At 35.6% G+C, this 13839-nt stretch carries 19 protein-coding genes; all 19 read left to right on the top strand.

The annotated features are described in order from the left end of the window. The first annotated feature begins 115 nt into the window (after window positions 1-115). The 19 genes from ICC18_RS33060 (at window position 116) to ICC18_RS32975 (ending at window position 13474) form a co-directional block, all read left to right on the top strand. On the top strand, window positions 116-709 hold the full coding sequence (locus ICC18_RS33060) for a Type 1 glutamine amidotransferase-like domain-containing protein (protein WP_188178638.1): 594 nt from the start codon (window positions 116-118) through the stop codon (window positions 707-709). A 213-nt stretch (window positions 710-922) separates the two neighbouring features. After that, the gene (locus ICC18_RS33055) at window positions 923-1141 is read left to right on the top strand and encodes a hypothetical protein (RefSeq protein ID WP_188178637.1); all 219 of its coding nucleotides are present in this window, start codon (window positions 923-925) and stop codon (window positions 1139-1141) included. A 414-nt stretch (window positions 1142-1555) separates the two neighbouring features. After that, entirely contained in the window at window positions 1556-2344 is a 789-nt protein-coding gene (locus ICC18_RS33050) for a nucleotidyltransferase domain-containing protein (protein WP_188178636.1), read from the top strand. A 240-nt stretch (window positions 2345-2584) separates the two neighbouring features. Then, on the top strand, window positions 2585-3043 hold the full coding sequence (locus ICC18_RS33045) for a hypothetical protein (protein WP_188178635.1): 459 nt from the start codon (window positions 2585-2587) through the stop codon (window positions 3041-3043). Window positions 3044-3311: 268 nt separating this feature from the next. Then, a complete protein-coding gene (locus tag ICC18_RS33040) occupies window positions 3312-3848 on the top strand; it encodes a histidine phosphatase family protein (RefSeq protein WP_188178634.1) in 537 nt (178 codons plus the stop codon). 262 nt (window positions 3849-4110) lie between these two features. Beyond that, complete coding sequence (locus tag ICC18_RS33035) at window positions 4111-4524, top strand: hypothetical protein (RefSeq protein WP_223193085.1); 414 nt, start codon at window positions 4111-4113, stop codon at window positions 4522-4524. Between the two features lie 289 nt (window positions 4525-4813). Further along, window positions 4814-5437, top strand: a complete 624-nt coding sequence (locus ICC18_RS33030) for a GyrI-like domain-containing protein (protein ID WP_223193084.1) — start codon at window positions 4814-4816, stop codon at window positions 5435-5437. A 314-nt stretch (window positions 5438-5751) separates the two neighbouring features. Beyond that, a complete protein-coding gene (locus tag ICC18_RS33025) occupies window positions 5752-6201 on the top strand; it encodes an HIT family protein (protein WP_188178633.1) in 450 nt (149 codons plus the stop codon). Window positions 6202-6504: 303 nt separating this feature from the next. Beyond that, entirely contained in the window at window positions 6505-6597 is a 93-nt protein-coding gene (gene comI / locus ICC18_RS34230) for a competence inhibitor ComI (RefSeq protein WP_223193083.1), read from the top strand. A gap of 506 nt (window positions 6598-7103) precedes the next feature. Continuing rightward, entirely contained in the window at window positions 7104-7349 is a 246-nt protein-coding gene (locus tag ICC18_RS34225) for a zinc ribbon domain-containing protein (protein ID WP_223193086.1), read from the top strand. A gap of 217 nt (window positions 7350-7566) precedes the next feature. Beyond that, window positions 7567-8085: a YfiT family bacillithiol transferase gene (locus ICC18_RS33015; RefSeq protein WP_188178631.1), complete on the top strand. Its 519-nt coding sequence runs from the start codon at window positions 7567-7569 to the stop codon at window positions 8083-8085. 89 nt (window positions 8086-8174) lie between these two features. Next, complete coding sequence (locus ICC18_RS33010) at window positions 8175-8522, top strand: DUF4260 domain-containing protein (protein WP_188178630.1); 348 nt, start codon at window positions 8175-8177, stop codon at window positions 8520-8522. A gap of 120 nt (window positions 8523-8642) precedes the next feature. Beyond that, window positions 8643-9320 (top strand): 3'-5' exonuclease, encoded by a 678-nt coding sequence (locus ICC18_RS33005; protein WP_188178629.1) that lies wholly within the window; start codon window positions 8643-8645, stop codon window positions 9318-9320. 163 nt (window positions 9321-9483) lie between these two features. Next, the gene (locus ICC18_RS33000) at window positions 9484-10191 is read left to right on the top strand and encodes an AAA family ATPase (RefSeq protein WP_188178628.1); all 708 of its coding nucleotides are present in this window, start codon (window positions 9484-9486) and stop codon (window positions 10189-10191) included. A 46-nt stretch (window positions 10192-10237) separates the two neighbouring features. Further along, on the top strand, window positions 10238-10531 hold the full coding sequence (locus ICC18_RS32995; protein WP_188178627.1) for a hypothetical protein: 294 nt from the start codon (window positions 10238-10240) through the stop codon (window positions 10529-10531). Window positions 10532-10608: 77 nt separating this feature from the next. Continuing rightward, window positions 10609-11514: a hypothetical protein gene (locus ICC18_RS32990; RefSeq protein ID WP_188178626.1), complete on the top strand. Its 906-nt coding sequence runs from the start codon at window positions 10609-10611 to the stop codon at window positions 11512-11514. 24 nt (window positions 11515-11538) lie between these two features. Then, the gene (locus ICC18_RS32985) at window positions 11539-11892 is read left to right on the top strand and encodes an MmcQ/YjbR family DNA-binding protein (RefSeq protein ID WP_188178625.1); all 354 of its coding nucleotides are present in this window, start codon (window positions 11539-11541) and stop codon (window positions 11890-11892) included. Window positions 11893-11960: 68 nt separating this feature from the next. Continuing rightward, window positions 11961-12686 (top strand): DUF1361 domain-containing protein, encoded by a 726-nt coding sequence (locus ICC18_RS32980; RefSeq protein ID WP_188178624.1) that lies wholly within the window; start codon window positions 11961-11963, stop codon window positions 12684-12686. A gap of 137 nt (window positions 12687-12823) precedes the next feature. After that, entirely contained in the window at window positions 12824-13474 is a 651-nt protein-coding gene (locus ICC18_RS32975) for a nucleoside/nucleotide kinase family protein (protein ID WP_188178623.1), read from the top strand. Window positions 13475-13839: the final 365 nt, after the last annotated feature.

Genomic DNA, 13839 nt, shown 5'->3' with positions numbered 1-13839 from the left:
ATCTGCATCACTTATCCAAAGCAATAAAGAAAAACATCTAATCCATACATGTGAATCATTTCACACCTTAAAGTTTAATAATATCTGTCTTGACATCTTGTAGCACCATAAGTCAATGATGCAAATATTTCTAACTGCAAAGGCATTTCTTCATGACTTAGATGTTTTCAATCATTTTATTGAATTTGTTGAGAATCAAAAAATTGAAAAACGAATTATAACAATTACAACAGCGCAGATGGATTTAAGTGCTAGACAAGCGTATGAAGTCAGTACTAGAGATATATTTCTGCGAGCAGGTTTCATAGAAGTAGATTTTTTAGATGTACAGTCTGAAGAACCAACTAGATTAAGAGATTTTCCAATTATTTGTATTGGTGGTGGAAATCCATTCCACTTATTAAATCAGATTAAAAAATCAAAAACGGATCAGATATTATTAGACCTTAGGAACAAGGGCCATTTAATAATTGGTCATAGTTCAGGGGCGGCTGTACTCGGAGAAACTATACAACATGCAAACTTATTGCACCCAAAGTGGAACACCATTCACTTAACTGATTTCACAGCAATTGGAATGATACGGGAGGTAATTTTGCCTCATAGCAATAGATATTCAGTCCAAGAGGACACATTAAAAGAATATGAACGATCAGAACACAAAAAACTATTAAAGATAGAAGATGGAGATTACATTTTAGTAAGCTAATCGAAGAAGGCAGTAACAGCGTATAACACCGTATTCACGCTGCGGCTCCTGACTGACGGAGCCCTGGTCTGCCCGAGGCATTTTGGGGAAGCGGAATCAGGCAGACAACCCTGCACTGGTGAAGTCCGTCGGACTCGGGGCTAACGCCCCTTAAGCCAATGAGGGTTCGGGAACACAACAACGTTAGATGATGCAATATATAAGGAGAGCTTCATGAAAAAACTTAAGATCATAATTACAGGAATAATAATAGTCATTTCTATTGTGGGTGCATCTGCATGGAAAAATCATATTAATAATAGAGATAGTAACCCTGAATTCCTAATAAACAAGTATTACAATTACCTAGTAGAAAGAGAATATAAAAACAATATACATATGCTAGAAGGTAAAGAATTTAAAGGTAATTTAAGTGATTTAGCAAATACATAGCTGAATTAATGAATAAGAAATTTCTAGATTATAAAATCATGGAAACTAATAACATTGACACACAAACAATAAGTTACATTATTGTCACAAGATATGCTGAGAAAGACGAGGAGAAGGAAAGTAATAACAATAATCAATAACAATAATAAATGGAATATTAAAGAATTTGAAAGCATAATTAGGTAATTTCGAAGAGGGCATATGACATCATCTAACACCGTGTTCCCGCTGCGGGGCATACGCCCCTTGGTCTGCCCGAAGCAATTCGAGATGTAGTATCAGGCAGACAACCTTGCACCGCCCAAGTCCGTCGGACCCGGCGCTACTCGCCTTAGGGCGGAAAGGGTTCGGGAACACAAGAACGTTTTAAGAAACCGGTGCAATTATTATAAAACAATAAAGGAGCAGGTTCTGATGAAAGAACATCACAAAAAGTCAATAGATAATCTTGTAAGATTTCTTCGAGAAGATTCAAATTTTCTTGCCATTATTATTGCTGGATCTATAGCTAAAGGAATCGCACGAGATGATTCCGACATTGACACTTATTTAGTCGTTACTGACAGTGAATTTAATAGAAGAAAAACTGAAAACAACCTGTTTTATTTTAATGGGGATGTATGTGACTATCCCGGAGGCTACATAGACGGGAAGATCATTAACTATGAGTTTTTAGAAAGCGCATTAAGACAGGGAAGTGAACCGACTAGAGCATCGTTTATGGGGGCTTTCGTTGCATTTACGAGAATTTCAGGTTTGGAGTCAATAATTAAGCAAATTCCTATATACCAAGAGGAAAATCGTCAAAAAAACCTTATTGATTTTTATGCACAAGTACTACTGTATGGAAGGTATTTTGCTATAAAAGCCATTGAACAAAATAATCATTATTTATTGAGTCAATCTATAAGTAATATTGTGTTGTTTTCTGGAAGAATGATTCTTGCATATAACAGAATTTTGTTTCCATGCCATAAATCATTAATGCGTGTAGTGGAAGAGGCTCCTGAAAAGCCCGAGAATTATATTAAGTTAACCAACAATCTCTTGATAAATCCAACTAAGGAAAGTATATCTGAGTTCGTTGATCTAATAAGTAGTTATAAAGACTGGGGAATAACATTCAGTCAAGCAGTAAGCATTTTTATTAATAACAATGAATGGAATTGGATCGACACAACACCTCCTATTCAAGACAGATAATTATTTTTGCTATTATTTCGAAGATGGCACCGGCATCTTATAACACTGTGTTCCCGCGTCGGATCACAGGCGATCCTTGGTCTGCAAGAGGCATTTCGGAGAAGTCGTATCAGGTAGACACACCTGAACCTAACCGCAGCGCGTCCGGCCCTAACGGGCCTTAAGGCGGTGGGGCGTCGGGAACACAACAACATTAGGTGAAATGACCGAGTACTATTGTTATTTGAGGATGATTCAGGGATGCAAATCGAAGAAATTATGAAGCCTGGAATAACCGGTTTCATTAGATATCCTGATAAGTTTGATGAGCAAGATAGTAAGGAATTCGAAATGTATTTATATCAAGTATTGAACTGGAATAAAGGTAAAGTAATATTCAAAGAATTATTGGCCAATAATAAGAACTTTTTTACATACTTGATTGAGTTAAATCACAAAGAATATTACTTATTATCGAATTCAACCTATCCACTGTTAGCATTCGCCTCATCTGTTGATTACTCTGGTATTATTTTCATAGATCCAATTGACATATTCGATACTAGCCTTCCAAACCCATACAAAATATTAAATAAAGAGTTACTAAATAAGCCCATTGAAATATATGATTTAGAAAGACTAAGAGACTATGAAATAAAGAATTTGAAATATTGGAATCCAAAGACAATCGGAGAAGTTGTATTTAATTACTGGGATTGAGGGATTACTCGAGAAGTCGGTCACTTCACATAACACCCCATTCCTACTGCGGCACCTGACGAGGCCTTGGTCGCCGAGAGGCATTTCGGGGAAGGTGATTCAGGCGACACACCCGCACCACCTAACCGCAACGCGGCCAGTCAGGAGCCGGCTTCAAGCTCCTTTAAGGTGGTGGGACGTCGGGAATGCAACAACGTTATATGCCCGGAAAGACAGTAAGATTAAAAGATTATTACAATCACGTACGAATCAAGGAGGATAAATTACTATGATCTATGTAATTAGACATGGACAAACAGATTTGAACAAAGAAGGAAGACTTCAAGGAAAGCAAGGCTTGCCATTAAATGATCACGGCACTAAGCAAGCCGAATCTTTAAGAGATAAAATTGGCAATATTAAATTTGATTATGTCTTTTCCTCCCCACAAGAAAGGGCAATTCAAACAGCCGAGATAGTAACTGGAATGAGAGCGAAGATTGACCAAAGACTTGATGTGTTTGATTTGGGTGAAGCTGACAAATTACACAAAGATGAAGTGAAAATGGCCGGGTTAGTTCCAGACTCTGGCATTTATAAAGGCGTAGAAGATATTAATAGTTTCATTAAGAGAGTTTTTGGATTTATGAGAGAACTTGAAATTGAGTATGGCACAAGGGAAGTTAATATTTTAATATCTGGTCATAGATGTACAACTGGTTGTATTGGCGCATATTTTAGGGGTATACCAGAGAATGGTAATTTACTGAAGTTCTCTTCAGATAATGGTGAGTATAAAGAATATAAATTCAATTCGAATGACTGAATAATGACACACCTGCACCGACTAACCGCGTCGCGGCCGCCCCTAACGGGGCTTAAGTCAGTGAGGCGTCGGGATCACAAGAACGTTATATGATATCATTGCAGACAGGTTTATTTTAGGATAGTTCAAGGAGCTGAGAAAGATTAAAATACGGATTATCGGAGCTTGCGGGAGCGGGAAATCCTATATAGCTAAAGAAATATCGAAGAAGTATAGAGTAAATTATCATGAACTCGATAATATCGTCTAGGATAGAAATGCTGTGAAACTTAAATATCCGGTAGAAGTCCGAGATGCTAAATTAAATGAAATACTTGATCAAGAATCTTGGATAATTGAGGGAGCCCATTATAAGTGGGGGCATGATAGTTTTAAGAAGGCGGAAGTAGTTTTTATAATAGAACCTAATAAATATTTTAGAGATTTTAGAGTTATTCGGAGATTTATTAGAACAAGAATAGGTTTAGAACAATCGAATTATAAGCAATCACTTAAAGATCTTTATCAAATGCTATTTATATGGAATAGAGGCTTTGATAAAAACGCTATTAAAGAGATTAAGGAAATAACAAATCAATATAAAAATAAGAAAATCGTTGTAAAAAGAAATGAAGAAATTTTGGATTACATACAAGATCATATGATAGTAACGCCAGAAGGCAATATCTTCAAATAACACCGTATTCACGCTGTGGGGCTGCCGCGCCTTGGTCTGCCAGAGGAGTATTCGAGGAAGAGGAATCAGACAGACAACCCTGCACTGGCTAAGTCCGTCGGACCCGGGGCTACTCTCCTTAAGCCAGTAAGGGTTCGTGAATACTTATACGTTATCAGAAATTCATGAAATGTAGTTTATATAGATGAGCATCAAATGTATAAGAAAATTAATTGGCCTGGAAAATAATATACAGTTTTCATATTCAACAAATTAAGCTTTTCAAATCGTAATAAAGGAGAGATTGACTTTGAGCAAAAAGGTAGATTATAAAAAAGATTATAAGCAACTCTATATGCCAAAAACGTTACCTGAAATTGTGGAAGTGCCGAGGATGCCGTTTTTTATGATCAGTGGTTCTGGGGACCCTAACGGCGAGGAATTTGCCAAAGCGACAGAAGCTTTGTACAGTTTGAGTTATGCGGTGAGAATGTCTTACAAAAGTGATGATGTGCCGGCTGGAAACTATGAATATACGGTTTTTCCACTTGAGGGCTTATGGGACTTGCTTGATCGGTCAAAGCCTGCGACAGACAAAAGCAATTTTAAGTACACGATTATGATACGCCAGCCCGATTTTTTGACTGAAAAAGGGTTCGATCGATTTCTGGAACAGACGAAGAGGAAAAAGCCAAATTCTTACCTAGAGAAAGTCAGGTTCGAACAAGCCTCAGATGGATTGAGTTGTCAAATGATGCATATTGGAAGCTTTGACGATGAGCCGGAAAGCTTTGCGCGAATGGAAGCGTTCTGTACAGAACATGGATTTATCCGTTCAAGCAAAATTCATCGGGAAATCTATTTGTCTGATCCCCGTAAGACTGAACCGGCAAAGTTGAAAACGGTGTTAAGATTCCCTGTAAATAAACACTGATATTCGGACAATGGAATTCGTCTAACCAGATAGCAAGGGTGGCAAAAAAAGAAAATGGATGACCTAGTTTTAGTATATGAAGGTTAATTCATGAGGTCATGAACTTCTGATAACACTGCATTCACGCTACGGGGCTTACGCTCCTTGGTTGTCAGATGTATATTCATTGAGGTAGCTCAGACAACAAACGACCCGGCCTAAGATAAGAGCTATCTAAGGCTGGGTCGCGTCGTGAATACGAGGAACGTTATATGAAATGCACTAACAATGAATATAAAATAAAACACTATATAAATTGAATTGAGGGGATTAACATGAATGATAATCAACAATGTTTTATATGTAGTAAACACAAAGGAGAAATAGAAATACCAGGTGGAATAATATTTGAAGATGACTTAGTTTATATAGGACATATAGGTTTTGACCTGAACAAGGATACATATCTTGGATATATAATGATTGATATCAAACGACATGTACCTACTCTAGCTGATCTAACGGATGCTGAAAGTCAGAGATTAGGATTTATGATTACCCAAATAAGTAAAGCATTAAAAAAGAGCGAAGAAGCAGAGCATATATATGTTCAAGTTATTGGCGATAATGTAGCTCATGTTCATGTACATATAATTCCTAGATATCCTGATACCCCAAAAGAGTTTTGGGGGTTCAAGGTTTCACAATATTCACTAGGAAGACGGGGGGGCAAAGTAGAAGTTGAAGAAATTTGTCAGAGAATAAGAACAAAACTACAAGAATAATAGACAGTTTGCTATTTCAAAGAAGAGTGCAATTCATATAATACCGTATTCACGCTTCGGGCTAGCACTCTCGGTCTGCCCGAGGCAATTCGGGGAAGTATGATCAGTCAGACAACCCTGCAACACCTAACCGCATCGCGGCCGATAAACCCTTCCTCCTAAGATAAGAGCAAACTAAAAAAACATAATAAAACCAAAACACAAGCGAATAAGAACACTTGTACGCAAAAGAAAATAAATGTAGAATATAAATACAATTGAATCTTGGGTGGGCATGGTTTCCCTTCTAAAGGAGGTGAAGCCATGGAAGTAAAAGATGCATTGACAATTTTGTTCCTTTTTGGAATGTTTATCCTTGCTCTTTTATCATACATTAATAACAACAAGAGAAAGTAAAAAACCCACCCGAAGATTAGCAGCCGAAGGTGGGTTTTCGTTTCCTATAACTTGAAGGGAATTTACCATCCAAGCCAATTGTATGGACCAAGTGTTAGCGCACTTGGTCTTTCTTAGTAATATGATAACACACTTAAATAATTGCTTCAATGATTCGGATAAGTTTTATAAATTAAAAATTAACTAAAAAATATTGAAAAAGACTGAAAATAATACGAAGGATTGATAAAACTAGTAAAGAATTCATGAATGTATTTCAAGGAGGCATCCCCATCATATAACACAGTATTTACGCTGCGGACCTGACGGCCCTTGGTCACCTAGAATATGACTGAATAGAAAGGATGAAAAACATGGTTGAATGCCCTTGGTGTAATAAACAAGTTCAATTACAATCTGATATTTGTCCAGAATGTAAGCATGAGGTACTACCAGTTCATTTGAACAATTTAGGATTTAATGAATCAGATCAAGATCCTTCAAGATCAGACGAACATAATACAGAATTGAACATTGAACATCTTATAATAAATAGGTTTAAATGCTCAAAGTGCAAACATGATGAGTGCAGTATTAAAGAAGTGGCTATGACAGGAACCGGTTTAAGTAAGTTATTTGATATAGAACATAATCATTTTTTATTTGTTTCATGTGACAATTGTGGATTTGTTGAAATATATAATCCAGATGTATTACAGGGAAAGAAATCAGGGTCTTTAGGAACTATTTTAGATATTTTATTTGGGGGCTAATTCATGAAGTGTCATACTACAGAAAACACCGTATTCACGCTCCGGGCTAGCGCCCTCGGTCTGCCAGAGGATTTCGGGGAAGTGAAATCAGGCAGACAACACAGCACTACCTAACCGCATCGCGGCCGGCACTATCGTTGCCTTAAGGTGGTGAGAGTTCGGGAACACATGAACGTTATACTCAATATCAGCATAATCAAAACAAAGAGGTGAAAGAATGGATAGTTCTCTTTTCCTGAATGATTTTATCGAACACAAAAATCCGAGTTTTAAAGACATTCAAGTATGGATTCAAGAGATTGAGAAAACACCATTACTAATTAGAAATAGTGTAATTGACCTAAATGAAGAACAATTAGATACAACATATCGGCTAGGTGGATGGACAATCAGACAGATTGTTCACCATATAGCAGATAATAATTTAAATGCATATTTTCGATTTAAGAGAACGTTAACCGAAGAGTGTCCCGTAATACCATCTTACAATCATGATAAATGGGCAGAATTGATAGATTACAAAGAACCAATAAGTAATTCACTACAACTGATTGATATAATATATTCTCGTTTTTTGGTTTTACTACGAAACCTGGAACATTCAGAATATAAACGAACGATGAATAGTGAATATTTCGGTGTTATGAGTCTAGAGAAGGCATTACAAAGGTTTTTATGGCATGATCGTCACCATTTAGCTCAGATTGAATTGGTAAGACAGAGAAACAGCGTATAACACCGTTTTCCCGCGTCGGATTGCAGGCGATCCTTGGGGTAACTCAATTCAGCTAAACTCGAATATACTAGGGAATGGGGAACTTTAAATTGGTTAAATATGTGATTAGGTTAGAAGGACTATTAGTATTTTTAGCATGTTTTTATACATATTTTATTAATGATTTTAGGTTGATTTGGTTTTTTGTGTTTTTATTACTACCTGATTTATCTATGATTGGATATGTTAGAGGAAATGACATAGGGGCCAAAGTATATAATTTATTTCATACTTATTTAGTAAGTGGCATATTTATATTTTTCGGAACAATCTTTGATCAATCATTATTACTACAAACAGGATTAATCTGGACAGCACATATTGGAATCGATCGACTTGCAGGGTATGGATTGAAGTATAGTACAGATTTTAAAGATACACATATCAATAAGATATAAATATAACCCGGTTTTTTAAAACCTTTGCGGGTGATTTCTGAAGTTCCGTCGTATAACACCGTACAACAACGTTAGCAGAAATTATTGCAGAATTGTACAAACCAATAAGGGGGCATTCCTATGAAGATTTCGTATTTATCCAAAGATAAGTATGAAGTTGAAGGAATATACATACCGAATCTATTAAGCAATAAATATTGTGTTTTTGATTTCGAAGGTACCGGTATAAATTTCCGAACAGAGTTCATCACCCAAATTGGTGCGGTTATCATAGAAGATAATCTGAATAAATCATTTAATTCTCTAGTCAAATCCCCGAAGCCAATCCCGCTCGCAGTGGAACAACTTACAGGGATATCGAATCATGATATGATGCATGCTCCCTCATTTCCTGAAGCATATAGTCAGTTTATTGAGTTTATTGGAGATTGTGTATTAGTTACTCAAGCTGGCTATGAATATGATGTTCCATTACTTGAGAAGCTTTGCCAGATACATAATTTACCTTTTATTCAGAATGGTATCATAGATACGAAAGCACTTTTTACAAATATACACCAAGAGATCACTGAGGTAGTATCAACAGATTTTTTGATTAAGTACTACAACATAGATACAAGTAATTTGAAGCGACATGACGCATTAGATGATTGTAAAATAATTGGAAAGATATTCGCAAGAATTATAAAAGAATATGAAGAACAATCAATAAATGATTTTAGAATTTTAGAACGACTAAAGGTAAAGAGATTCATAATTCCTGAGATGTATCTCGAAGAAGGCAACAACTTCTGTTAATACCATATTCACGCAGCGAGCCTTACGCCCTTTGGTCTACCCGAGGCAATTCGAGATGTAGTTTCAGGCAGACAACCCGGCACTACGCGCCTTAAGCCAGTAAGGGTTAAAGAATACTAGAACATTATCAGACACTGCCTAAAACATGAATAGGAGCACACATATGTACCTTAGAAGTGTTGAATTACTAATTGAAAAAATTGGAAATCGTAACCAGTATCCATTTAATATTCCAACAATAAACTCATTGCATAAATTGGAATTCAAGAACAACGTTACTTTTTTTGTCGGTGAAAACGGCTCAGGAAAATCTACAATACTTGAAGGTATTGCTTATCAATGTGGATATAATACGGCTGGGGGCGGAAGGAATAATTTTTATGAGATTAATGCATCCGGATCTTCATTAGGAGAATTTTTGCGACTATCTTGGTTACCCAAAATCTCTAATGGTTTTTTTATGCGATCCGAATCTTTTTACCAATTCGCGTCTCATATTGATAGTATTGGTGCTCATGAGCATTATGGTGGACGTTCATTGCATGAACAATCCCATGGAGAGTCATTTTTAAATCTGTTTGTTAACAGATTTAATCGAAAAGGGCTTTATTTACTTGATGAACCTGAAGCTGCATTATCTCCGGCTAGGCAACTATCTTTGTTGCGAATTATTCATGATCTAGCAGATACATCTCAATTTATTATCGCTACTCATTCTCCCATAATCTTAGGTTATCCGGGAGCACATATATTAAGTTTTGATAATAGTAGAATAACAGAAATTGCTTATGAAGATACAGAACATTATCAAATAACCAGAAGATTTTTAGAAAACCGAAATGGAATATTGAAAGAACTATTTAAGGACTAATTTGAATTGGAGATATTCATGAAAGAGGATTGAGGTGAAGTTAAAAATGAAGAATATTACATTACTTGTTATTCTTATTTTTGTTAACTTACTTTCTTATGAGATCTACGGAATATCTGGTTTGCTTATTTTTAATTTTGCAGTTATCTCAACTATACTCATTATGATTTATGACAAGATTGGTAAAAATACAAATAAAAGAAATCGTAGAACAAATATACAAGAACAAGAATTGAAAAAACAAATTACTGAATTAGAAGAATCAAAAAAAGAATTTGAAGAAAGAGATTTACCAAATAAGAAAGATTTAGTTGAATTATCTAAAAAAATAAGTGATTAACAAGCTCACTTATGGCAGTGAGGATTCGGGAACACAAGAACGATATGTGAATTCAGTGAATGTATAGGAGGGATATAATGTCTACTTTATCTCAAAATCATTTTTATAAAGCTAAAGAATTTATTTTAAATCACGCAAGAGAATTAGAAAAATCTATGTTCAGATATGAGTTTGAAAATGGTCATGCTGAAGAAGTTCTCTCAGCTTTAAAGTATTATCAAAACTCAGACAAGGGATTTGGCAATGCGCTGGAACCAGATCTAAGATGTAGCGAATCTTCGGCATTGGCTACAACCATTGCTCTTCAATATTTGACTAGAATTGATTCTAAGCACAAGATTCAACTTGTAAGAGATTGTTTTGATTTTCTCTTTAATACATTTGATGAAATCAATAATGGATGGGAAATTATACCGGATGCCGCGAATCAAGCACCTCGCGCTATTTGGTGGAATTACGAAGGGTTTCAGGAGCACTGGGGAAATCCAAATGCTGAAATACTTGGTTACTTTTATGAATACCCTGACTTCGTTGAAAAAGACTTCCTTGAGAGTATTACGGCATATAGCGTGGAGTATCTTAAAAACAGGTCGAGTCTATCAGAAATGCATGAGCTATTTTGTTATTTAAGGCTGCTCGATAGATTGCCGCGCGAATTACAAACTCAATTCTTTCCACAAATTGAATCATTTATTAATAACTGTATAGTTAAAAATCCTAATGAAAGAAACGGATATTGTGCAGTTCCGCTTAAAATTGTAGACTCGCCATCTTCTCAATTTTATTACATTTATAGTGATGTGCTCCCTTATGATTTAGATTCACTAATAAATACTCAAAGTGAGGATGGAGCATGGTTACCCAATTGGTCATGGGGAAGATACGAAGATGAATGGGAAGTGGCCAGAAAAGAATGGAAGGGTTATATAACCTTAAATAATTTAAGAATTTTGAAAAGTTTCAACAGGATAGATAATTTGTAAAATATGTATGAGGAGGTTGCTCCAATGATTACAATTGATAAAGTTCGGAAATACGCTTTGTCTTTGCCAGAATCAAAGGAAGTTGAACATTGGGGTAAACCCTCATTTCGAATCAACAATAAGATTTTTGCTGTTATACAGGAAGATGGAATTACATTAACGCTAAAGACAATTGGGGAAGACCGTATGATTTACACCACTATGGACCCTAAGACTTACAAAATCCCGGATTCATTTTCAAATTTATATTACATGCATATTAATCTAAACACTGTGGAACCAGAAGAATTAAAAGGATTAATATTAAAGGCTTGGAGAAGTATAGCTCCGAAGAGACTTGTAAAGGAATATGGTGTGTGTAAACTCGAGGATAACTGAGGCATCACATGCAAGAAGGTTATGAGAAATTCCAGCAACTGATTTTATGGGTCCATCAGGAGGTTAAAATGGAAAAACTCAATGCTCTTAATTACCCGAAGAAGATCATAATTGTCATAGCCTTAGGTATCGCGTCATTGATTTGTCTAACAAATGTCTACAATATCAGACTGCCATCTGGTGTAAGACCATATTTATTCATATTTTGGGATACATTTTTGGCTTGGGTACCTGTGATAATTGCTGTACTTCTTGATTTAATTTACATCATATCGTATCGAATTGTTCGTTCCATTATGATTTTGTTGCTTGGAGCAGCATGGTTTTTCTTTTTTCCCAATTCTCCTTATCTTGTAACTGATTTATTACATGTGTTCGTTCGCTACAGTTATGATCCGACGCAGCGATTTTGGACTGATATGGAATTCTGGAAACAATTATTTACTTTATCATCGATTGCTTTTCTAGGAGTATTATTAGGATCGTATTCATTGTATTCCGTACAGAGATTAGTCAGGAGATCTTATGGAATGATTGTTAGTTGGGTTTTTGCATTGATAGTTCTCATACTGAGTAGTTTTGGCATTTATATTGGCAGGTTTGTTAGATGGAATAGCTGGGATGTCTTGACAAGACCGGGCTATATCCTGAAGGAGACATATGTAATGCTAACAGATAGTAATCAGTTAGGTCATATCGTTTTATTTTGCAAATTTATGTTTATTATTTTGGTGATAAGCTACATACCAATATATTTGATGACGAGATTAGAAGGAGAATCTAGAGATCTTTGAAGGTGGAATCGAAGAAGGACGGAATAAATGAAAACACTTGAAATTTTGCTAAATCATGTTATGATACAAGCAATATGAGGCAGAAACCCTAATCGGGAGTTCTGCCTCATCATTTTTTTATAGGGAGCTGAAAAATAGTGAAACCTCTAGTTATTATTGTTAGTGGTTATTCTGGATCAGGTAAGAGTACGCTGGTAACCGAATTGGCAAGAGCAATTCCGTCTGCTGTTGCCCTTTATTTTGATGATTATGCTTCAAGAAAGGACTTCCCAGAGGACATCACCAACTGGATCTCGAACGGGGGAGATGTAGATGTCATTACAACTCCTTTATTACAAACTCATTTACGTCAATTAATGAATGGGAAAACTGTTTCATTTATAAAGGGGATTGGATGGGCAAAAGAATATGGAATTGAAAATTATAATAAAGAAGAAATAACGATACAACCAGGTCAGATTATAATACTGGAAGAGCCTTTTGGAAGAGAAAGAAAGGAGATACGAGAGTTTATTGACTATGTAATCTATATTGATCTTGAACCTGAAATTGCTCTTGGTAGAAGAATATATGATTTAATTACATTTTTGAGAAGTGATTCAACAGTTTTAATAAACTTGTTGGATCATTTTTTATTTGATTATTTAAATAATGGCATTAGAGAGATGTATCTTGAAATTGGAAAAAGAGTAAGAGATAATTCTGATTTGATAATTAATGGCAAGAACAAGTTACAAGATAATATTGAGGTCATATTAAAGAAGCTAAGGGAACTAAATGGATATTAATGGTATAATCAAGAAGTGGGCGTACATCAGCTAATTCCCGAAAGTGCGATTAAATGAAGAGAATGAATTGTTGGAGTCCGGCAATTAAAGATCGGGAACAAAATAACTTTAGCCGAAATTGCCGAATAAATTATGAAAGGACAAAAACTATGTTATCGAAACCAGATGCTTTTTCGAAAACAATAAGTCAATACTTAAACTACACTAGAATGCCTTGGGGTAAGTTATTCTTTTAACTGCATGGAATCAAAGAGTATAATGCTACATAGAAACTAGACAGCCAAAAAGGAGATTCTTAGTTGTATGGCATCCACGAGAAGAAAGTTTACTCCTGAAGAAAAGGCACGTCTGGTACTGGAAATTTT

Origin of the sequence: Paenibacillus sedimenti (genome assembly GCF_014534655.1) — a bacterium.
Taxonomy (GTDB): Bacteria; Bacillota; Bacilli; order Paenibacillales; family NBRC-103111; genus Paenibacillus_E; species Paenibacillus_E sedimenti.
Note: the sequence above shows the minus strand (reverse complement) of the source record. Positions and strands in the feature narration are given on the sequence as shown.